Below are 23235 nucleotides of genomic sequence, written 5' to 3' on the forward strand. Positions count from 1 at the left end.
GGCTTAACTGCTTATCAAGCTATTCAAAAAGCCCTCTCTCTTCATGGCTCCCTTTTTTCCCCTAGTTGAGCAATTACTAACAACTAACTTCCTTTAATACCGAATTCGCGGGTCAACGTAAGCGTTCAAAATATCAATTACAATGCTGGCAATTACGACAATTGCCGCAAAAAACACCACAATACCTTGAACAGTTGGATAATCCCGCAAGCTAATCGCTTCGTAAAGGCGATTTGCCAGCCCCGGCCAAGAAAAAGTAACCTCTGTTAAAATAGCACCGCCCAACAGTGCAGCAAAAGTCAATCCTAAGACAGTAATCACCGGAATTAGTGCATTTTTCAGAGCGTGAGCCCATAAAATCTGGAATTCGGGAATGCCTCTAGCTCTAGCTGCTTCGACATAATCTGCTTGCAAAGTTTGCTTGAGATTCACCCTGACAATGCGCTCGAAAATGCCGCTCAAAAGAATCCCCAACGTCAAACTTGGAAGTGCCAAATAATGCAAAGATGTGAGAAACTGACCAGGGTTAGCACTGAGAAGACTGTCAATCGTGTATAGTCCTGTGTACCCTTCGGGGGCGGGGAATGTGACGGGAAAGCGAGTTCCCAAGGGAAACCATCCCAACTGCACTGCGAAAATTAATTGCAAAACCATGCCGGCCCAAAAAGCGGGCAGCGAGTAAGTGATAATGCCAAACAAACGGCCTGCAGCATCGAAAATAGTGTTGGGGCGGGATGCTGCCAGAGAACCGATACTGATGCCGACAATTAAAGCTATGGCCATGCTACAAACTGCTAATTCCACTGTAGCGGGGAAATAATCTCCGATAATTTGCCACACGGTTTGTCCGCGAGTGGTGATTGAGGTTCCCAAGTCGAAGCTCAACAAGTCTTTCATGTATTTGAAATATTGCTGCCACAGGGGTGCGTCGAGGCCGAGTTGGGTTCGCATGGCTTCTTTGGCGGCTGCGGGAGCTCGTGAGCCGAGAATGGCATCTATAGGGTCGCCCGGAGTGGCCCGCAACAATAAAAATACTGCTGTGGTGATTGTCCACAACATTAGCGGTGCGAGGAGCAAGCGGAGAAAAATATAAGATTGCAGGGCTTTGGAACGAGACATAATATTTGGGAATTGCCAATTGCGAAGTCATTAGTCATTAATCAGATGTTGAAGGCATCAGGCAGATGGAAGGCAGAAGATGGAAGAAACAGATATTTTATATCTGCGACTTCCGTGCCGCGAATCAGGGAAATTGAGCATTGCTAATAGACAGTTGAGTTGATTTTTGCGAAAAAGTCGATCGACTTTTTCGCAATTGGTGATTTTCCTATTCGCCCAGCAGCGATTCAAATGCAGCTTGCAAAGACTTGATATCGCCTACTCTGGCTACTAACAAGTTTTCGCTGCCGGCATCCTCCAGCCTGTGCCTCCAATACTGGATGCTATCGGAGTTGTTCATCCAGAAACTAATCACGGTGTCTACAACTCGATCGACATCCCAGCCCCGGTAAGGAGAAACTGTCTCCACGGATGCCACAAACGCATCGAGAGTACACTTCCAGTTTCCCAAGTATTCTACACCCGACGGCTGCTGTTGTTTCAGCAATTCCTGCTGCTGGTTAAAAAATGTTAAAGTTGGAGATACGCCCAGGATTTCAAATGTATAGTTCATGTCATCCTCCAGAAGTATTATTTTGCCCAAAGATTGAGCATCCAAAAAAGCCAAAAACGCTTTAATTTGCTGCTTTTGATGGAATGCAGATGCTTCAATTATCCTTTTGGTACTCGATGGCTTACGCCCCGCTACGCCCCGCTACGCTCCGCTACGCTAAGGGATTTTGGCGGCTTATCTTATTAATAGCAAATTTTTTAACAGCCGATTGTCACAGAATTTACATTTGTCCTGGCACGGTAGAAAAAAATAAAATCAATTTTTTATTAACTAGGCGTAAGGAAGACAATCCCTACCCGGAGAAAGTGAGACCTTTTAGATTTAAAAGTTTAGATTAAAAAATTGAATAATTGGCAAAGACTGATGACAGCCAGAGTGTGGAGCACAGGCCTAAAGTAGCTTTTTTTTATGGTGTGTGACTTTTTGACCGGGAGTCCCTAGAGCGATCGCCACATTCAGGCAAGTAGTGCCATGATTAATGTTACAAGTTTTTACACTAGCGGTGGAAACCTCAGCCCCGTTTTGAGTTGCCGATCACTGCACTTCACTATTTGTGTACAACACTGTAACTTATATCGAGGATCTCTTTTAAGCGACAAACGATACGCAAACCTGGTAGGTGTCAGAATATTGATGTTATTGAAAAGTCTGAGCAGTTGTGTGATGAAAAGCTCGCCCAAGATGTCACTAAGCCTAGTTTTGTTGATACCGCTGGTGGTGCAAATCTCCGTAGCAGTCGGCGTGACTGGATGGCTTTCGTTTCGCAACGGCCAGAAAGCTGTCAATGACCTTGCTACGAGGTTAAGCTTGGAAGTTGCAGCGAGGACGAAAGAAAATTTCCGCAGTTTTGGGGATGTGTCTCACCTGTTCCTACAAATGAATACTGCTGCGATCGCCTCTGGAAACTTAGACCCGGAAGACCTCCCCAACTTAGAGCGCTATTTGTGGAACCAGACCAAGCTGAGCGATCGAAATACAACCATCTACTACGGCGACGAACAGGGCAGATTCGTCTTGCTCAAGCGAGAAGCAGAACACTTAGTATACATCAGAGACGAATCAACCGCTCCAAACCGCCAAATTTATCGCCTGGATAGCCAAGGAAATCGCACTGAGCTAATCAAAACCGTCCCCTATGACCCCCGTACTAGACCGTGGTACAAAGCTGCCAAACAGTCAGGCAAAGCCACTTGGTCTCCTATCTACACCTTCGCAGCACCGCCCGTGCTGGGGATTACGCCGGTGATGCCCATCTACAACCAAACGGGTAGCCTGCAGGGGGTACTGGCAATTGACCTGACTCTTTCTCAAATCAGCGATTTTCTCAAAAGCATCAAAATTAGCCCGTCGGGACAAGTCTTTGCGATCGAACGCAGCGGGGAAATAGTCGCCAGTTCCACAGACGAATTGCCCTTTGTCACCGACAAAGACGGACAAAAACGGCTGTTGGCGACACAGAGCAAAAATTTGCTAATTCGATCGACCTCCACATACTTGCAAAAACGATTTGGTAGTTTTGAACAAATTGACAACCCAGGACAGTTTACCTTCGAGATAGACGGCAAACGTCAATTCATTACCGTTGCTCCCCTGCAAGACGGCCGTGGCCTCGATTGGCTGATTGTAGTCGCAATCCCGGAAGCAGACTTTATGGAGCAAATTAATGCCAACACTCGCACAACTATCTTATTATGCTTTTTTGCCTTCGTACTGGCGATCGCACTCGGAATTTTCACCTCTCGCTGGGTTGTCAAACCGATTACCCGATTGTTGCAGGCTTCCAAAGCTTTAACAAAAATGTCCGAATCCTCCGACTTCACCTCCGCAGAATTAGACGGCGAAGTCGAAGTTCAAGGAGTCAAAGAACTCGGTCTCCTAGCTCAGTCTTTCAATCAAATGGCGCGACAATTGCGAGCGTCTTTTTTTACCCTAGAACAAACCAACTCTAGTTTAGAACAGCGAGTAGCAGAGCGGACGGCCGAACTCGAAGCCGCCGAAGCAGAATTGCGGGCTTTGTTTGCAGCCATGAACGAATTAATTATAGTTGTGGACTCCACTGGTCGCTACTTAAAAATCGCGCCTACAAATATTTCTCTGCTCTACAAACCAGCCGAAGAATTAGTTGGCAAAACACTCAAAGATGTGTTTCCGCAAGCTACAGCCGACAATTTTATCAACCACATCCGAGCAGCTTTAGATACTCAGCAAACTGTCAGCATCGAGTACGATTTAACCATTGACAACCGCGAAGTTTGTTTTGCCGCCAGCATTTCACCGCTTTCAGAAGAATCCGTAATTTGGGTGGCCCGCGACATTACCGAACAGAAGCGAGCCGAATCGGCGCGACGCCAAAGGCAAAAACAATTGCTCAAACAAAATACGGTTTTGGTAGAACTGGCAAGAAATAAAGCGCTGTATCGAGGCGATTTGCAAGTAGCTTTGAGGCAAATCACCGAAGCTGCCGCTCATACCCTAGATGTAGAACGAGCCGGTGCTTGGTTGTACGATGAAAGCCGATCGAAACTGCAATGTATCGACCAATTTCACCGCAGCAACCCGCAGCATTCCCAAGGTAATGAAGTCGCAGCAGCAGACTATCCAGGTTATTTTCAAGCTTTGGAAGAACACCGGACGATCGCAGCCGAGGACGCTCTCTCAGATATTAGAACCAGAGAATTTGCCGAATCTTACTTTGCACAAATGGGTACTACATCAACCTTAGATGCGCCGGTGCGGCTGGGAGGACAAACAGTGGGAGTCATCTGTATCGAACAAGTGGGAACTACTCGCAACTGGACATTAGAAGAACAAAATTTTGCTGCTTCCCTGGCAGATTTGGTATCATTGGCGATCGAAGCTAGCGAGCGCGATCGTACACAAATCGCTTTGCGTCAAGCAGAACAAAAATATCGCAGCATCTTTGAAAATGCCGTCGAAGGCATTTTTCAAAGAACCCCCGAAGGCCAATTCTTGAGCGTAAATCCAGCTTTAGCGCGCATCTACGGCTACGCCACTCCCGAAGAATTGACATCAAATCTCACAAACATCAGGCAGCAAGCTTACGTCAATCCTCAGCAGGGCGATAAGTTTATGCGGGTGATGGAAGAATTCGGAGAAGTTTCGGGGTTTGAGTCAGAAGTTTACCGCGTTGACGGCAGTGTAATTTGGATTTCCGAAAGCGCGCGTGCAGTGTGCGACGCCGACGGCAAGGTACTCTACTATGAAGGCAGCGTCGAGGATATTAGCGATCGCAAAGTCTTTGAATCCGCCTTGCAACTCGCCCTAGAAGCAGCCGAAGCCGCTTCCACCGCAAAAAGCGCCTTTTTAGCCAACATGAGCCACGAACTGCGAACACCTCTGAATGCCATCATCGGCTACAGCGAAATGCTCCAAGAAGAAACCGCAGAATTGGGTTACGATGAACTCACCCCAGATTTAGACAAAATCCGCTCTTCCGGCAGACACTTGCTATCGCTAATTAACGACATTCTCGACATTTCTAAAATCGAAGCAGGCCGCATGGATCTTTACTTAGAAACCTTCGACATCGCCGCCTTGATTGAAGATGTCGCATCTACCGCCGAGCCGCTAATTGAGAAAAACGGCAACACTCTAAACTTGCACCAAATTAGCAATATCGGCACTATGCACGGTGACATTACGAAATTGCAGCAGATTTTATTAAATTTGCTGAGCAATGCCGCCAAATTCACTCAAAACGGTACAATTACCCTCACCGCTAGCCGAGAACAGATTGGGGGCGACAGCAGCGAAGCAAAACAAGAAAACACTTATGAAACTGTAGCAAGCTCTCAATCTTCAAAGGCTAGTAAAGAATTTTTAGTTGTAAATTGTATAGATACAGGAATTGGGATGACTCCCGACCAGTTGCAGCACATTTTCCAACCCTTTACCCAAGCAGACGCTTCCACCACCCGCAAGTACGGCGGCACCGGTTTGGGACTAGCAATCAGCCAGCGTTTTTGCCTAATGATGGGTGGCAATATTTCCGTAAAAAGTCAGGAGGGTGTTGGTTCTACTTTTACCATTCGCTTGCCTGTTCATCTGCAAAATTAGGGATCGTAACTGTTACACCGGAGCGGCATGGAAAGTAAAAATTACTAACTCCCAATTACCGTTGAATGCTTCTCGGATCGAGAGCATCCCGCAGACCATCCCCCAATAAATTAAACGCCAACACAGTCAAAATAATCAGTATGGCCGGAGGCCAAACCAACCAAGGCTGCAACACTAAAATTGAAGCATTAGTAGACAGGGATAATAAATTTCCCCAAGAAGGATCGGGCTGTTGAATTCCCAAGCCAATTAAACTCAAAACCGACTCCGCCACAATAAAACCCGGAACCGACAAAGTAGCAGAAATAATTACATAAGTAGCAGTTTGTGGCAAAACGTGGCGGACAATAATATAAATTGGATTGGCACCCATTGCCCGCGCCGCTTGCACGAATTCTAGCTGTTTAATTGACAGTACCTGACCGCGAATCACCCGGGCTAAACTCGCCCAACTGATAAATGAAGTAATCAGCACAATCAATATAAATCGTTGAGCACTTGTCAATCCCGGTGGCAATACTGCTGCTAGCGCTACTAATAAATAAAGACCGGGAATCGTCATCAATACTTCGGCGAAACGCATTAAAATACTATCAATCCAACTGCCGAAATAACCAGATATGCCTCCGATTAACAATCCCAAGGGAAAAGAAATTGCTATTCCTACTAAACCGATGCTGAGGCTAATTCTGCTGCCGTGTACTAAGCGGCTGAATTGATCGCGAGCTTGTTCGTCCGTGCCTAAAAGATTAATTTGGCCTTCTCCGGTAGTGCCAAAAAGATGCCTGTCAAAAGGCAAAATTCCTAAAAACTTATAGGGAGAAGCTTTGACAAATAAACCGACAGCAGAGGGTTTTTGCCAGTCTACAATTACCTCGCGAGCGCCGGTATTCGCATCCACCGGGCCCTGAGTAGTCGGATAAACGTGGGGCCCGATAAATCGCCCGTCTTGGGTAGTTAAATGAATCTGAGTCGGTGGCAGCAATGAACCGTTTAATTGAGAGTCGTAGGGGTCGTAAGGTGCCACAAATTCGGCGAAAAGTGCGACTGTATAAAAAATTAACAGTAGCATGGCTCCCAACCGAGCTAGAGGATTGTTTCTAAGATTTTGCCACCAGTTCATAAGTTTTTAGGTTGAAGATTTTAAGTGGGTTAGTAATAAAGACTAAAGTTCTTAAAGTTCTTTGTATAGACTTTAGTCTTTTCTTAATGGACTCAGCAGCAAAAAGTTAATTCCTGACTTATAAAAGTTTTCATAATTGAATTGCTTACTACAAAAATTAGACTACTTGTGTTCATCTCCGACCATAATTATTCTAGTTTCATCTTCTGCTATTTTTCCCAATTGCTCCCCGCTAAAAGGATTGTAGAAAAACGAGCCTGTTTGGGGTGGCAATTTGGGATTGAGTACAATTTCTACTATACTTTTTACAACCCCAGTGAGCGGGATTGCTAAGATAACTCCCAACAATCCTCCGACTCTTCCTCCTAAGAGCAAAGCTGTGAAAATAATTACCGGACTTAATCCGGTGAGATTGCCCATAATTCGGGGAGCTACTAAATTATCCTTGATTTGCTGGAGACCGATCGCCACTACCAACACTTGCAGCGCCAGCCACCAATCAATAAAGGCTACAATTATACTAACAGTCCCAATTCCCAAAGTTGCTCCAATAAACGGAATTATTTCCGTCAACCCTATAAACACGGCAAACAACAGAAAAAACGGCACTTGCAGCCACCAAAAAGCCAGAGTCAACGAGATGGCCATAAATAGTCCCAGCAATAACTGTCCCGATACAAATCGCTGGAGGTTTCTCTCCAAAGTCTCTGTTAAAACATAGCGAATGTCTGGGGAAAAAATGCTGGTCAAACCCTGCCACACTCTTTTCCCGTCTAGGAGCATATAAAAGGAAATTACCAAAATAAAAATTAAGTCCAAAAACCAGTTAACAGTACCTACAACTAAGCCTAAACCCGTACCGGCGATCGCCTGGACTTGTCCCTGGACTCTAGCTGACAGTTGCTGCTCGAATATTTGCACGTCAAACGGTAAATTGCGCTCGGCACTCCACGCTTGAAATTCACCTAGCTGCAGCCGCCCCGACTCCAGCAATTCCGGCAACCTCACCCCCAACTGGCTCGCTTGGCTGAATACGGGCGGCACAATAGTTAAACCGATTACTACTACTATCACACCTGCAGTTAAATAAACCAGCCCCGCAGCTACTCCCCGCGGCAAAAATACTTGCAGTCTTTTTACTGCATAATTTAATAAAAATGCAATGAGTCCCGCTGTTACTAAAATGCTCACCAGTTCCCCAACATAACTGACAGCAGTTAGGGTAAACCATCCCGTCACTAGCACTAGCAGCCAAGTAATTAGAAACTGTTGGAGGGGAGAAAAGAGACTATTCATTTTGATTTTTTTTAAATAAATTGGCACAAGTTTTTTAGCAGATGTGCCGTATTATACAATAAACACAGGAGAGTATAGATTAGGAATAATCAGTTCAAGATTAGACTGACTTTTCTGTGGATTGATAGATAGGTGACGGCTCAGCCAGTTGGGGAGACACAAATGCCAGCCCGATCGACCCCACGATCCGAAATCACTCTAATATTCAGTATGCCCCACAGACCGATCAAATTAAATGTCGATCGTACAAACTCGGATCAATTCGCCATTGTAATGTGAAAGGGCACCACACTCACCCAAAAGGGGGACGCGGGACTGCTGAGGCCATCCGCTAAAATGAATCAAATATAAAAACCGCAATCTTTCTTTACAATCAAAAAATCACAGGCTAATAACGGCGAGAGGAACTACCGTGACCAATCAAATTTTTTCAGAAGCGGAAGAAAAGCAACCCCTTCCCCCCGTGCAGAGCGGACGCGACAAGAACTCAGCAGTGGATGTACCTGAAAGTGGGGTCTCAGAACACTCTCGCTGGTCGTTATCCGGTGAGGAAGATGAACGAGAAGTTGCCCTAGAAGCTCCAGAAATGGAGGGGGAACAATCAGAAGAGTGGGAACCAGAAGCAACTGAAGTTGGGCCCCGTAAAGAAATCAGGTGGCCGGCCTTGTTGGCGGGCGCGGGGGTTGGGGTGGCTGCAACGCTGCTAGCAGTAAACTTGACTGGGGGCAAGCAGAGTTCACCTCCGGCAGCTCCAATTCCATCGGCAACTCAGCAGGCGACGGCTGCGACGGTGACAGTGGCGCCTGTGGAATCTGCCCAGGTGGGTGAAACTTTGGAAGCGACAGGCACGGTGGCAGCCTATGACTTGCTGCCGGTACTGCCACAAGCCAACGGTTTGCAAATCAAGCAGGTGTTGGTGAATGAAGGGGATGTGGTAGAAAAAGGTCAGACGATGGCGGTTTTGGACGATTCGGTGTTACGATCGCAAATTGCCGAAGCGCTTGCGGGAGTACAATCGGCCAATTCTACCGTAGAACAAGCCGAAGCTCAGGTAGAGCAAGCTCAGTCAGCCCAACAAGAAGCCCGAGCCGGGGTCGCTCAAGCCCAAGCTGGCGTAGAAAAAGCCATCGCTGACGCAGCGCAAGCCAGAACAGGCGTCGGGCAGGCAAGGGCAGGTGTGGAACAAGCTAAAGCCGGTGTCACTCAAGCTAAAGCAGGTATTGCCTCGGCTCAGGCTAAATTAGATCAAGCTCAAAGAGAAGTAAATCGCACCCAAGATTTGGCGACCCAGGGAGTAATTAGTAAGCAAGATTTAGAAAGACGCAAGACAGAACGGCAGACTGCTGTTCAAGACTTGAACAAAGCTAAAGCTGACTTGAATACAGCTTTGGAAGAACAGAATAAAGCAGCGGAAGAAGTGCAATCTTCTCTCGCTAAAGTAGCTACTGCTGAAGCTAATATCAGTACGGCTAGAGCCGCTCTCGCCAGCGCTCGTGCAAAAGTGAATACGGCCGGAGCGAGTGTCAGCAGTGCCAGAGCAAATGTCGGAAATAACGCAGCAAGTGTCCGCAGCAATGATGCCCAAGTCAAACAGTTACAAACTCAACTAGAACAAACAATTGTTCGAGCGCCGGATAGTGGCACTGTGGCTGAAAGAATTGGTCGAGTTGGCGATGTTTCTTCGGGCAGTCAAAAACTTTTTTCGATTATTCGCGGCAACAAGCTGGAACTGCAATTAAAAGTACCGGAAACTCAGGTTTCGCAAGTCCGACCTGGAACAGCAGTCCAAATTACTTCTGACTCTGACAAGCGCATTAAGTTGTCAGGAACTGTGCGAGAGATTTCGCCGCTAGTTGACCCGCAAAATCGACAAGCTACGGTGAAGATTGATTTGCCGGCAAGCGAGTTTTTGCGATCGGGAATGTTTTTGCGCGCATCTATTTCGACGGCAACGGCTCAAGGTTTAAAAGTGCCGGCTAAAGCTATTGTGCCGCAAGCTGACGGCAGTTCTATTGTTTATAAACTTGTGGGCGAGGACAAGGTACAGGCTCAAACGGTGGAAATTGGGGAAATTTCCGGGGGTGCTGTGGGCGATTTGACTGCTGCTAAGGTGGTGGTTAAAAAAGGTTTGAAGGCGGGCGATCGGGTAGTTGTTACTGGGGCTGGTTTTCTTAAGGATGGCGCTGAGGTTAAGGTTGCTAAATAGTTATTGGTTAGGGCTATTTGGAGTTATGGTTATTTAGAGATTATTGCTTTTTTTTGCCGCAGATGCAGGCGGATCGACGCCGATGAACGCAGATAACCACTGCCAACATTTCGATGGCGCACGTCTACGGAAATTGCAGAATTAAAGCACAGTTAACATTCAACAATCACGGACGGTACAACCAGAATTGATATCAATTCTGTCTTTGGTAAATATTAGTGTTTAACTTTCTCGGATATCTGTTCGTAGCGGCAACCTCACGGTAAAGGTTGCCCCTTGTCCCTCACCCGGACTTTCTGCACTAACAGTACCGCCGTGGAGTTCTACTAAATGACGGACGATCGAGAGTCCTAGCCCCAATCCAGCTTCTCTGCGAGAGCAACTACTATCGGCCTGACGGAAGCGATCGAACACATAGGGGATAAAATCAGGCTGAATGCCTTGACCAGTATCGCTAACTTGGATTTGAGCCATGCCATCAATGTAGTCTAATGCGACTTCAATTCTTCCTCCGGCTGGGGTGAATTTAATCGCGTTTGAAAGTAGATTCCACACTACCTGTTGTAAACGGTTTGGATCGCCCAATACGTTTAGTGTTAAAGGAGTTAGCCTGGATTCAATTTGAAGATTTTTGGCTTCTGCTGCCAAACGAACCACCTCCATCGCATTTGCAACCAGTGGATTCAGCTCAATTTCAGAAGCAGTGAGCCGAAATTGGCCTGTGGTAATCCGCGAAACGTCTAAGATGTCATCGATGAGCTGGTTTTGTGCTTTGGCGGCGCGCTCGATCGTTTTTAGCGCCTCCTCTGTTTTAGCCTCGTCAAATTTTTTCAGGCGCAGCAACTGTGCCCAGCCAATCATCGCATTGAGCGGCGTCCGCAGTTCGTGAGAGAGGACGGACAAAAACTCATCTTTGATGCGGTTGGCATCCTCAGCAGCGGCACGAGCCGATTGTTCTTGAATCCGAAGGCTGCGTTCTGTCTCCAACTGTTTTTGTTCGGTGATGTCCTCGATCGCCAACAGAACCATCTGTGTATCGCCTATCGGAGGCATTTTGCGGCCATTGAGCAGCATTATTTTATGCCCGATCTGCTCAAAGTCATGCTCTACTTCAAAATCTTGAAACTCGGGGTTGCCTGCCAGAATTTCTTCTAGGAGCGATCGCAACTCGGGAATATTCCACTGTCCATTACCCATATCGAACAGTGAGCGCTGCTCAGTTTGGCTCGGCATCACCTGAAACGTCTCGTAGAAAGAACGGTTGGCGGTGATCGCCCGCAGTTCGAGATCTAGCACTAGCAATGGTTCCCGCACGGTTTCCACGATCGTTTCGGCGTAATTTTTCGCTTCCATCAACTGCTGGGCGCTCACTTTTAGCTCGTTGATATCCACCAACATCAGCACAGCGCCATCAATCTTGTTGTCGATCGTCCGGTAGGGTCGAATGTGAAAATCGTACCAACGACCGTCTCGATCTTGAATCTCCTGAACTTTCAAATTGAGCGTGCGGATCACCTCTAAAATCCATTGCTCTAAGTCGGGTACTATCAACTTGTGAGTAATGTCGCTCAAAGACCGCCCGACATCGGTAGAAATTAAGTTGAAGATACCTTCGATTGCGGGAGTAAACCGGCGGATTCGCAGGTCGCTTCCCAGCATCAGGATCGGGATATTGATGCTGGCCAGCAGATTCTCTAAATCGTTGCTCACCTGAGTCGATTCAACATTGCGCCGCTGCAATTCGTCATTAATCGTGTTGAGTTCTTCATTGGTTGCCTGAATCTCTTCTTTCGCCGTTTCGAGTTCCTCATTCATGCTTTGCAACTCTTCGTTGCTCGACAAAATCTCTTCGTTGGCGGCTCTCAAATCTTGATTAGCGGCTTGATGTTCTTGGACGATCGCTCCGAGATGTTCTTTAGTGGTTTTCAGTTCCTCTAGCAGCCTTGCAATCTCCTGACTTTCAGCCTGTAAAGGATCGGAATTGACTTTAGCATCGTCAGCAGCAGGCTTTGCAGAGATCGTCGGGGACTCCTCTTGAAACAACACTAAAAAATAGTCTTTTGCCACAGCGTCGGCTTGGAATGGAATCACATTAATTCCGACCTGCCGGACGATCTCGCCCTCTTTAACTTGCAAGCCTGCCCGTGCGATCGGTTGCTTCTGCCGTGAGGCTTCTTGAATTGCAGTTCCCAGTTCCACGCGCAATCCTTCTTTTGCCATTCTCAGCAAGTTAAAGCTCGCCCTACCGGGAGCGACTTCTAGGTAGGGATTCGTCTGTCCTCGAAATTGCAGAATCTCGCTGGCTGAGTTAATCACGACCCCGACAGGGGCATAGTGATTCAAAACAATGCGATCGGCTTCTTTCTCCATTTCGATTTCCTCCCATCTTTCGGTCTGCTGCGGTGGATGGTTGGAGGCTGTCAGAGGATAATTGCTAGCATTTAAATCCATGCTGAGCCAATGCGATCGCTGTTTTTTAGTATAAATTTTATTCTTTTTGTCGAATACTGCAAAGAATTCTGAAAACTCACCAACCGTTTCCGAAGTGCCTAACAGCAAAAAGCCCGCGGGCCGGAGCCCGTAGTGGAACAGCGGCAGCAGTTTTTTCTGCAACTCTGGTCCCAGATAGATCAGCACGTTCCGACAGGCAATCAAATCCATCCGGGAAAATGGCGGATCGGCGATCAGGTTTTGTCTGGCAAAGACGCAGAGTTCCCGCACGGGCTTAGCGATTTGGTATCCGCCCTCGACTTCGACAAAGAACCGATGCAGGCGTTCGGCTGAAACATTCGCGACTTGGGCCCGGGTATAAAAGCCAGTGCGGGCGCTCACGATCGCATTTTCGCTGATGTCTGTGGCATAAATCTGAATCGACAGGTTAGTAGATCGAGCTGCTAAAAACTCTAGCAAGCAGATGGCCATCGAGTAAGCTTCTTCGCCGGTTGAACAGCCGGCAATCCAAATTCGGATCGGTGTTTTCGGCGATTTATCTTTGACGATTGCGGGAAAAACATTGCTGCTTAAGGCTTCAAAGCTTTCGGGGTCGCGAAAAAAGCTGGTGACATGAATTAAGACATCGTGATACAGCGCCGTTACTTCTGTCGGGGCGTTTTGGAGATATTCGGCATAATCTTCGATCCGTTCCAGCTTGTAGAGCAACATCCGCCGATTTATCCGCCGCTTCAAGGTGGTTTGCTTGTAGTTAGTAAAGTCAACTCCTGTAGCAGCCCGCAGCAAACTGTAGATAATGGCGATCGCATCTTTATTTGCGATCGTCTCTTCGCTGGTTGTCGATTCTGTCGCAGGTTGAGCGGCAATGTAGGGATGACGGCCGATCTCTGCTATTTTCTGGGCAATTTTTTCCGGTGTCAAGATAAAGTCTACCTGACCCGTAGCCACCGCAGTATTCGGCATACAGCTAACTTGTGCCGAATTTTCACATTGGGCAAAAGTAATACCGCCGGCAGCCTTAATCGCTTTTAACCCTTGGGCACCATCGCCGTCGCCCCCGGACAAAATGACGCCAATGGATTTGTTCCCCCGTTCTTCGGCGAGGGATAACAGAAAAGTATCGACGGACATAAATACCCCGGTTCGTCTGCCGCGAGGCTTTAGCTTCAGCAGTGAGCCCTCAATGGTCATGCTGAAATTCGCGGGGATAACGTACACCTGATTCGGTGCTATGAGCATCCCATCTGTCACCTCATGCACGCGCATCTGGGTCGATCGAGCCAGAATCACACTCAACACACTTCCCTGACTCGGCAACATATGCTGAATTATTACAAACGCCATGCCGGTATCGATCGGCAAATGGCTCAGTAATTTCATAAAGGCTTCCAATCCACCTGCAGAAGCTCCTATTCCGACTACAGGAAATAAGTCGTTTTGATTGTTTTGTTGCTTGCGATGGACTTGGATACCAACTTTACGTTGAGATTTCTTGGAATTATTTTTTCTAGTCATTTTTTATACCCTGTTTATTCTTTTTTTGACTCAGTATTATTTTAGAGTTTATATTTATTATAATGGTTGATAATCCTAAAATAAATGATTAACCATCTACCTGCAGATATATTGAGGGGCAGTCTGCGCGTGCGTTTGAGCGATTTTCAAATTATTATTATTATTATTATTATTGTTGATATTATAGAGAGCCATACTGCCTGCATCAAGGGGGACAATCGTGAGGGTTGAGATTTATCAAAAATTCTACTAATTGTACTCTTGAAAGTTGATAAGGAGTAAATTTTTCACCTTCTGCGATCGTAGCAATTCTATGAATGTTTGCCAGAGAGTCGAGTTCCCCTCAGTTCCCCTACTTATCGAGGAACTTCCAACCGGAATCTTGTCCACTCTTCTCAAGCAGTGGGGCTAGGGATAATAGGCGGCGAAAGAAAACAGTACAATTAAGTAGATAAACCTAAAAAAACAGAAGACCATACAGAACCGTAATTAATCTTGTTTTTAGGCAGCTTGTGGCGCTCCCAAATTCGCTAGCGCCGCGTCGATATAAACTATCTCTGGATTATGTTGTTAACTGCTTCATCACTTTTGGCTGGGGCATTTTTACCTTTTGAGTCATTTCCAGAGTATCGTCGATTAGCGGTTGCCAATATCGATCGAATTCACCAATTACTTTCTGAACTTCTTCTCGTGTTTAAGTTTGAGGCTGTTAATTTGCCGGCACAATCTAATAACTGAGTTGATTACTTTCCCACAATCAGGCACTTTTTGCTAATATCTTAAATAAAAGTAACAAAAATATATTTTAATGGGGCGAGGGAAATTAGGGAAATCCAAGCAGCGCTGCAAAATTCGGATTCTCAAGACAGGCTGCCGGGGGTAACTGCTGTGAGAAAGGGCGCTTCTGCGGTGGCGCTACCGATGTTGGTGAGGAAAGTGAACGATGGGGAGTTTACTGTGCGGTTCGTGGTGATGGGATGGCGGCAGACTCAAACTGCGGAAGCTTTGGCGGCGCTGTTAAAAATGATGCAGTTCGATCGCGATCCGAACGTGCGCGCAGAAGCCGCTAACTCTTTGTCAATTTTCGGGGCAGCTTTTCGTGGCGATGACAATTTGCTCGTCCGCGGCAGTTGATGGCTCCAGTGTACGATCGCTGCCACCCCAAATTGATTGTCAAAATGCTATACTCAAAATCAGAAAATAGTTGTACAATGTTTTTCTAGTGGTTTTTTAGCGCTGGGCCTCCAAAGTGAAAGAAGGTGAACGCAAGTAAAAAACACTAAGCGCGGGCGTAATTCAGTGGTAGAATGTCAGCTTCCCATGCTGAACGTCGTGGGTTCGAGTCCCACCGTCCGCTTGGGGGAACAGTCTTTAAAACTCTTGAGGAATCAAGGGTTTTGGCGTTTCTAGGGCTTGATATCTGTGGTTGCACAGGATGTTTTTGGAGATAAACATCGGGTTTTGGATAGCTACTTGGAGACAATTTGGAGACAATTTTGACTGTCTCCAAATACAGATCGGGTCGATCGCCTAGCTATGCGAGTACGTCGAGCACCGCCACTATATAGCAGTCCTAAATCAGTCGCAAAATTAATCGAGATCGGAATCCTTGTAGTGCAAGCATCTTGCTCGCGTATGGCGCAAGCAAATCATTTAGGATTGCTAAATCCGCCAATTCCGCCCTCGACTTTTTATGCTTGAGCGCAACAGGTTCAACCTTTGATAAACTTTTTCGGCTGGTGGCTTAGGTGTCGGGCCTTTGTCTGGGTCTTTGTCCGCCTTCGAGCTACTAGCTAAATCTTCCTCAAATGACCCTAGAATCAACCTATTAACAGCATCAAAGCGGGCGTAAATGCTCCAAAATCTTGCCATCCAAATACACAGAATTAATCACTTTCTCCGACGTATCACACCACTTAGCCACAACTGCACTCGGTACGCCTTTACCAACTTGTTCGCTAATAAAAGTATCCCGACAAGAATAAGGGGTGGTGGTTTTGCGGTCTTCTTCAAACTCGCGAGTTTTCTGAGTAATTGGGTCAACCAACTTATGCCACGTTCGTATAGTGAAATTGCTGTAATTAATCGCCCCGCCTTTCTTAGGTGAGGGAAAAACCAGACTGTTTTTGTCCGCCAAATTTTCCGGCTCAAGGTTTCTTAAAAACTCGCTTAATTCCTGATTGCAAGGGAACCTACGGCGCTTGTTGTTTTTACTACCATCAACCCTAGTCTCTATCCCGCCCGGATGCTGCACACTGCCGTTGAACACAATGTGAGAAAAGTCGGAGGCAATATCGCGCCACCTCAAGCCAACAGCCTCGGAGGGACGGCATCCAGTCATGAACCAAAACTGCACCAAAGGGTAGTAGTAACAAAGCTTCTGCCCTCCATAACCCCGGCCATTCCAATTCCCCTTGTGGTTTTTGAAAGCTTCTAATACCAAGGCCTTTTCTTCTGGACTAAAAGCGTTAGGTTCGGGGTCGCTTTGCCAGTTGTGTTTTGGCAAGTCGGCTGCCATTCCGTTAAAAGGGGAAGCAGACAACCTGGTGATAATTTTAAATTTAATCCCCCATTCAACCGCTGCATTCACGTAAGTCAAAACTCGCTTAGTCATGCTGTTAGTAGTATCGCCTAGCAGCCACGCGCGTATTTGCAAAGCATCATCCTCGGACAAACTTTGGTAGGGACAGCGGTTAATATAAGCCTGAATGCTCGTTACTAAATAGTGAAAAGTTGTGGGCTTGACAGCAGGTTTTTTGAACTCTAAATATCTCTCAAACAATTTAGTTAGAGTCAGTTCGGGCTTGGACTTGATAGTCTCAACGACGGTCAAGTGAGTTTGCGACTTGTACTTTTTGAGGGTGGGGTCAAAACGCTCAAACCTGATGTCCGATTCAATCAGTTGGGCTTTAGCTTGTGCCAGTTCCCAGTTTTCAGGGGTGTCAGACAGGTTCAGGTACAGGTATTTGCGATCGCCCCCGTAAATCTGCCTGGGCAACTGCAAGCGCAACCTGCCACTGCGAGTCTGGACAACTACCGATCCTTTCTTGGCTCTACTAGACGTATCGGTCATGGTAAAATGCAAAAAGCAACAGGACAAGGCTAGCACTTTGGAGACAATTTGGAGACAAAATTCAGCTTTGAGCCTACAATCCTCTGCCAGCAGGCGGTTGCCTGACCGATACTTACTGCTAAAGCTGAACGTCCTGGGTTCGAGTCCCACCGTCCGGTTTAAATTAATTTTCAAAATTCTAATTAGTCTTATCCAGTCGATATATGGCTTCTTTCTTAACCGCTGCTTTATATAAGTTCGTTGAACTACCTGATTTTGCTGAGCTGAAAGCACCGCTAATCGATTGTTGCAACAACAACAACGTTAAAGGCACTATCTTGCTGGCCGAAGAAGGCATCAATGGCACGATTGCCGGCTCGTCCGAGGGCGTACACGCAGTGCTGGCATTCTTGCGTAGTGACCCGCGTTTTGCGGATCTGGTACACAAGGAATCTTTCTCGGAAAAAGCACCTTTTTATCGCCTGAAAATACGCTTGAAGCGCGAAATCGTCACGATGGGGGTACCGGACATTAATCCCCGCCTCATGGCTGGCAAATATGTTAAGCCTGATGAGTGGAATAAGCTGCTTGACGATCCCGATGTTGTCGTGGTTGATGTGCGTAACGACTTCGAGGTATCTATGGGTACTTTTGAAGGCGCTATTAATCCAAAAACAAAAAGCTTTTCTGAGTTACCGGAATGGGTGCTGCGGGAAACTGCTTTACGCAATAAACCTAAAGTGGCAATGTTTTGTACGGGTGGTATTCGCTGCGAAAAATCTACTGCTTTTTTGCGTACTCAAGGTTTTGAGGAAGTGTATCATCTCGAAGGCGGAATTTTAAAATATTTGGAAACGGTGCCGGAAGCAGAAAGTCGTTGGGAAGGTGAATGTTTTGTCTTTGATGAACGGGTTTCTGTTGGTCAGGGGTTAAAGCCGGGTAACTATGAACTTTGTCGCGGCTGTCGTCACCCGATTAGTCAGGAAGATAAGGCTTCTGAATTATTTGTACTTGGTGTGAGTTGTCCTCATTGTCATGACTCCAAAACTGAAACCAAAAAACAAGCTTTATCTGAACGTCAACGTCAGATTGAGCTTGCTAAGCGTCGCAACCAAGTACATATAGGCGCGCGCTACGATGCGAAGGAAAAAGTAGATGACGCCTCCTGCGACCAATAGTATTAAAACTAAGCTCAAAGAAACCCGGTTTCTCCGAAAAATCTTGTTTGGTGGCGATAAATCTACTAAGAAACCGGGTTTCTGATCCGAAAAACCCGATCGCGCGATCGACTAATTATATCCTTTCCTGTTGCATCGAAATAATAAAATTGAGTCAACAGTTAACACTCAACCATTCAGTTTTTCGACCCCCAGTCAACAGTCAACAGTCAACAGTCAACAATAATTCGGGTGCAACCGGAATTGATATAATATGTCAGCAACATACCCGATTTTGTATTCCTTCCGCCGCTGTCCCTATGCTATGCGGGCGCGCTTGGCCTTGATGGTTAGCAATCGGGTGTGTGAGTTGCGGGAAGTTGTTTTGCGAGACAAACCACAAGAGATGTTGGAAGTATCTCCCAAAGGTACAGTACCAATATTGATTGATGTTGACGGGCGTGTACTCGATCAAAGTATAGATATCATGTTGTGGGCATTAAGACAACACGATCCTGAAAAATGGTTGATGCCCCAGCAAGGTTCTGTTACAGAAATGCTGGAACTAATCGCTCTATTTGATGATAGGTTTAAATATCATCTTGACCGTTATAAGTACCCAGATCGTTATCCCGGTGTTGATGCCCAAGTAGATCGTTATGAAGGTTCTTTATTCCTGGAAAAACTCAACTCACAGTTAAGCACCACTAAATATTTATTTGGTAACAATGTAGCATTGGCTGATATGGCGATCGCACCTTTTGTTCGTCAATTCGCTCATACGGATCGAGCTTGGTTCAACGAACAGCCTTGGCCACAACTACAAGCTTGGTTAGCAGGGTTTACAGACTCGGAAATTTATAGCAGTGTTATGCAGAAATATCCGAAATGGGAATCCGGTAATCCAGGGGTTATTTTTCCTCCCTCGTAATTACTTATTCTTATTCGCTGCCCGCATATTTATTAACTTCCCAAAATGTTATTTACCATGCTAAACTTATTGTTTTGAGAATACTAGATTTACTGTCATTTGACTAGAAAAGTGACGCAGGCAAAAATCGCCTTTTGCTAATTTTATTAACGTGAAAGGATTTGCTGTATTCTAGTAAATGTTATCAGGCTAAAACTATGATTGATGTTGGTTCGTTAGTTCGATCGCCCAGAAACGATTTGGGAGTCGGAAAAGTTGTTGAGGTATCGCGTACTGATGCCGTAGTTGAATATTTTTGCTCAGTTAAAAACCGCATCCGCAAAACTGTGCCATTAAGTCTACTGCAAGAAGCTAGACTTCAGCGCCAAACCCGCTGCTACCTCTGGAGTACCACTCAGGAAAGATGGATAATTGGGCGAGTTTATGACTGGGATGAAGATAAATTAGAGTACGAAATTGATCTGCCCGACAGCCAAAGTTTGCAAGCAGTCGAAAGCGAACTTTACGTTCGCTGCAATATCCCGATCGCCGATCCGATCGACATTTTAGCAGTCAAAGGCCAAGAAACGCCGTATTTTCACGATCGCCGATTGGCATTTGTTCAATCTGCGATCGAACAGCGGGCAGTCAGCCGCGGCATGACCGGTTTAATTTCTGCTAACATAGACCTCTATCCGCACCAAGTTGAAGTCGTCCGGCGCGTCCTAGAAGACCCAATCGTGCGCTATTTATTGGCAGACGAACCAGGATTGGGAAAAACAGTAGAAGCAGGGACAATTCTCCGCCAATTCCTGCTAGATGAACCCAACGGACGCGCTGTGGTACTGGTCCCGAAATATTTGCTCGAACAGTGGCGGCAGGAGTTAGAAAATAAATTCTATTTGTCTCATTTTGCTGACCGAGTGCAGCTTGTGGCTGTTAGCGACATCAATCAAATTAGCCGCAACGCTAACCTAGATTTTCTGATTGTGGATGAAGCGCATGATGTGGCGGCAATGGCAAATTCGAGCGATCGCGCTCAGCAGCAGTCCTTTGAACTCTGTCAAAAACTAGCTCAGAAAAGCAAAAATGTATTGTTATTATCTGCAACGCCAGTTCTAGGCCGCGAGCAAGATTTTCTAACGATGCTGCACTTGCTAGATCCCACAACTTACCGTCTTGATGACCTGGAAAGCTTCAAAGAACAGGTGCAAAACCGTCAGGAAATCGGCCGCGCTTTGCTAGATTTCCGAGAAAATGCCAAGCCTGCTGTTTTGCAAACAAAACTCGCTCAACTTCGCACTATTTTTGCCAAAGATGATTATTTAATCGGATTAGCAACAGAGTTAGAAAGTTGTTTGAAAACTAAAGAAACAGCAGAACAGGCTCGCCTTGTCCGAACTATTCGCACTCACGTTAGCGATACCTACCGTTTGCACCGCCGCATCCTTCGCAACCGCCGGGATGCGGTTGAAGATGTGATTTTCGATCGAGATGCTGTCCCCAAAACCGAGTACGATCTGAATGACGAACAGTGGGCGGAAATTCAAACCGTACTCGATAAATGGCGCACAGTCGCTCCCAAGTCTAGCGAATATCAGAGAATTTTTCTGCTATTTTTCCGCGCTTCCGGTACTTGGCTGAGTGTTTTAGAACGGGTTGTCAAAGCTCGCTTGCAGAAAAAATCGACTCCAGAACTCGATCGCGAATTTGGACAAAATGACACGGCAATTTTGACCAAAACTGCGTTGTTTCCCGAAGAAAGGGAAATGCTGGAAACCTTGCTCAACACCCTGGAAAAGCCCCAGGAAGGACTCGATCGACTGAGTTTGTTACGAATCGCGATTCTCCGATTTCTGGCAGTGGCTTTGAAGGTTCCGCGCGAGTATCACAGCAAACCTCGCGATTTGTTGTCGCGAATTCAACAGCAAATAAAACGCCCGATTCCGGGCGAGCGTTTCCCGAAAATTGTGATTTTTACCAGTTTTACGGCAACTTGTAAAGAGATTGCGGAAAATTTAGCGAAAATCTTTGGTAAAAATGCGATCGCCAGCCATGACACGACCAAATCGGCTGATGATGTGGAGGCTAGTCTCAAGCGGTTTAAGACTGAACCGCATTGTTTTATCTTAGTGTGCGATCGATCCGCGGAAGTAGGGGTAAATCTACAAGTGACAGATTGGTTAGTTCACTTCGATTTGCCGTGGTTTCCCAACCAGTTAGAACAAAGACTCGGCAGAGTCGATCGCATCGGCAGCAAAATGGGAGTGCAATTTTGTTTGTTTGCAGGCCCGGATTTGCCAGAGAGTCCCCACGAAGCTTGGTTTCAAGTTTTAAAAGATGGGTTTGATATTTTCAACAAATCTATTGCCAGCCTTCAGTTTTATGCTGAAGAAAAACTTCTCAAACTTGAAGAAAAGTTGTTTGCTGAGGGAGGCAAGGGCTTATCAAGCGAAATTGAAGCGATTAAAACTGAAATCGAACAAGAGAAAATCAACATAGACGAACAATACGTTCTCGATGAAATTGATACTCTTGATGACAGCGCATCTCAGTATTTTGAATCTCTCGATAACTGCGATGCTAAGCATAAAGAAATGCAGCGGGCCACTGAAGGCTGGTTGTGTCAAGCTCTTCACTTCAAACAAATCGAACATCCGAGTGTATCCGGGCTGTTGCGCTATCAACCTACTCAAAAAACGTTGATTCCCTCCAACGATTTGAGAACCAGATTGATTCCTTATTGCCAGCAATATGGCAGTTACAATCGCCGCATTGCTCATCAGAATGCGGATGTCGCTCTTTACCGAATTGGTGAGGGATTGATCGATGCACTTGGCTCTTATATTCGCTGGGACGATCGCGGTCAAGCTTTTGCCATGTGGCGGCATGATGAAAGTTGGGATGCGGAGCCTGGGAAGGAGTGGTTTGGCTTTCAGTTTAATTATTCAATCCAGACTGATGTGCAGCCGGCCGAGCAAGTTTTGCAAGCACAAAATATCGAAAATTACAACTTGAAAGCTTTGCAGCGCCGCGCTGATGCTCTGTTTCTGCCAATTTTTGAAACTGTGTTTGTAGATGCTCGCAGCGAAGAAATGTCTCTGGTGGAAGATGCGGAACTTCTAGCGATTTTGCAGCGGCCTTATAAGGGGAAAGGCGGGCCGAATCGGGATTACAATTTGTCTAAAAATCGCACGTCGCTGATTGACAGTTTTGTCGATCCGCTAGAATGGGATGATTTTTGCCAAAAGGGACGGGTGGTATCGGAGGAATTGCTGCGCGGGCGATCGGCTTTTGTGGAAATGTGCAATAGTTTCGCTGTCACTGCTGCTATCCAACTCGAAAACCGGGTGAATCAATTGCAATTGCGCTTGCATCAACTTTCTACATCGGAACAAGTTTTAGCATCGGTTTTAGCTGATGAAATCAATACGGAAAGTTTGTTGAGTGAAGCGGTTTTAGCTGGTATTCGCCGCCCGCACATGACTCTTGAGTCTGTGGGATTTATTGTGATTTCTGGGCGTCCTCCTGTAAAGTCGGAGGATGAAGGATAATTTGTTTGGGAGGGCGATCGCTCTTTTTGAGGGCGATTCCCTACCCTTTGGGAACCCATGCGGGAAGATAGCTTCGCTTCAAGCTCTTTTTCAACCGCAGATGCAGGCGGATAAACGGGGATGAACGCAGATAGATGGATGGGGAATCAGTCTTATCTAAACTGCGGAAGTGACAGCTATTTTTAAATTATGGCCCTGCAAAAATGGTAAGATCAAAGCAGT

Annotated in this window: 12 protein-coding genes and 1 tRNA gene; 7 read left to right on the forward strand and 6 right to left on the reverse strand. The window is 46.3% G+C overall.

Annotation, left to right across the window (positions count from 1 at the left end; translation table 11 throughout):
• Positions 1-93: 93 nt before the first annotated feature.
• Positions 94-1119 carry an ABC transporter permease gene (locus QUA33_RS11320; RefSeq protein ID WP_333101055.1) on the reverse strand — a complete coding sequence of 342 codons (1026 nt, stop codon included), beginning with the start codon at positions 1117-1119 and terminating at the stop codon, positions 94-96.
• 208 nt (positions 1120-1327) lie between these two features.
• Positions 1328-1672: a hypothetical protein gene (locus tag QUA33_RS11325; RefSeq protein ID WP_333070902.1), complete on the reverse strand. Its 345-nt coding sequence runs from the start codon at positions 1670-1672 to the stop codon at positions 1328-1330.
• A gap of 663 nt (positions 1673-2335) precedes the next feature.
• Between QUA33_RS11325 and QUA33_RS11330 the strand changes: the two genes are divergently transcribed.
• Positions 2336-5749, forward strand: coding sequence for a PAS domain S-box protein (locus tag QUA33_RS11330; protein ID WP_333148683.1), 3414 nt, complete (start codon positions 2336-2338; stop codon positions 5747-5749).
• A gap of 55 nt (positions 5750-5804) precedes the next feature.
• Here the strand turns inward: QUA33_RS11330 and QUA33_RS11335 are convergent, their stop codons facing one another.
• On the reverse strand, positions 5805-6872 hold the full coding sequence (locus tag QUA33_RS11335; protein WP_333148684.1) for an ABC transporter permease: 1068 nt from the start codon (positions 6870-6872) through the stop codon (positions 5805-5807).
• A 162-nt stretch (positions 6873-7034) separates the two neighbouring features.
• On the reverse strand, positions 7035-8168 hold the full coding sequence (locus QUA33_RS11340) for an AI-2E family transporter (protein WP_333148685.1): 1134 nt from the start codon (positions 8166-8168) through the stop codon (positions 7035-7037).
• A 412-nt stretch (positions 8169-8580) separates the two neighbouring features.
• Between QUA33_RS11340 and QUA33_RS11345 the strand changes: the two genes are divergently transcribed.
• The gene (locus QUA33_RS11345) at positions 8581-10374 is read left to right on the forward strand and encodes an efflux RND transporter periplasmic adaptor subunit (RefSeq protein WP_333148686.1); all 1794 of its coding nucleotides are present in this window, start codon (positions 8581-8583) and stop codon (positions 10372-10374) included.
• A 222-nt stretch (positions 10375-10596) separates the two neighbouring features.
• Here QUA33_RS11345 and QUA33_RS11350 read toward each other — a convergent pair whose 3' ends face one another.
• Entirely contained in the window at positions 10597-14340 is a 3744-nt protein-coding gene (locus QUA33_RS11350; RefSeq protein ID WP_333148687.1) for a chemotaxis protein CheB, read from the reverse strand.
• 888 nt (positions 14341-15228) lie between these two features.
• Here QUA33_RS11350 and QUA33_RS11355 point away from each other — a divergent pair.
• Together QUA33_RS11355 and QUA33_RS11360 are read left to right on the forward strand one after the other, a co-directional pair.
• Positions 15229-15474 carry a HEAT repeat domain-containing protein gene (locus QUA33_RS11355; RefSeq protein ID WP_333148688.1) on the forward strand — a complete coding sequence of 82 codons (246 nt, stop codon included), beginning with the start codon at positions 15229-15231 and terminating at the stop codon, positions 15472-15474.
• A gap of 151 nt (positions 15475-15625) precedes the next feature.
• Positions 15626-15697 (forward strand) — tRNA-Gly (locus QUA33_RS11360).
• A gap of 480 nt (positions 15698-16177) precedes the next feature.
• On the opposite strand, the gene QUA33_RS11365 is transcribed toward QUA33_RS11360, so the two are convergent.
• Entirely contained in the window at positions 16178-17413 is a 1236-nt protein-coding gene (locus QUA33_RS11365) for a tyrosine-type recombinase/integrase (RefSeq protein ID WP_333148689.1), read from the reverse strand.
• Between the two features lie 203 nt (positions 17414-17616).
• Here QUA33_RS11365 and trhO point away from each other — a divergent pair, with 203 nt between their 5' ends.
• The 3 genes from trhO to dpdE all read left to right on the forward strand — a co-directional run bounded on the left by trhO (position 17617) and on the right by dpdE (position 23013).
• Complete coding sequence (gene trhO / locus QUA33_RS11370) at positions 17617-18570, forward strand: oxygen-dependent tRNA uridine(34) hydroxylase TrhO (RefSeq protein WP_333148690.1); 954 nt, start codon at positions 17617-17619, stop codon at positions 18568-18570.
• Between the two features lie 253 nt (positions 18571-18823).
• Entirely contained in the window at positions 18824-19480 is a 657-nt protein-coding gene (locus QUA33_RS11375; protein WP_333148691.1) for a glutathione S-transferase, read from the forward strand.
• Positions 19481-19677: 197 nt separating this feature from the next.
• The gene (dpdE, locus tag QUA33_RS11380; protein ID WP_333148692.1) at positions 19678-23013 is read left to right on the forward strand and encodes a protein DpdE; all 3336 of its coding nucleotides are present in this window, start codon (positions 19678-19680) and stop codon (positions 23011-23013) included.
• The last annotated feature ends 222 nt before the right edge of the window (positions 23014-23235 follow it).

The sequence above is a fragment of the Microcoleus sp. Pol14D4 genome (genome assembly GCF_036701245.1).
GTDB lineage: Bacteria > Cyanobacteriota > Cyanobacteriia > Cyanobacteriales > Microcoleaceae > Microcoleus.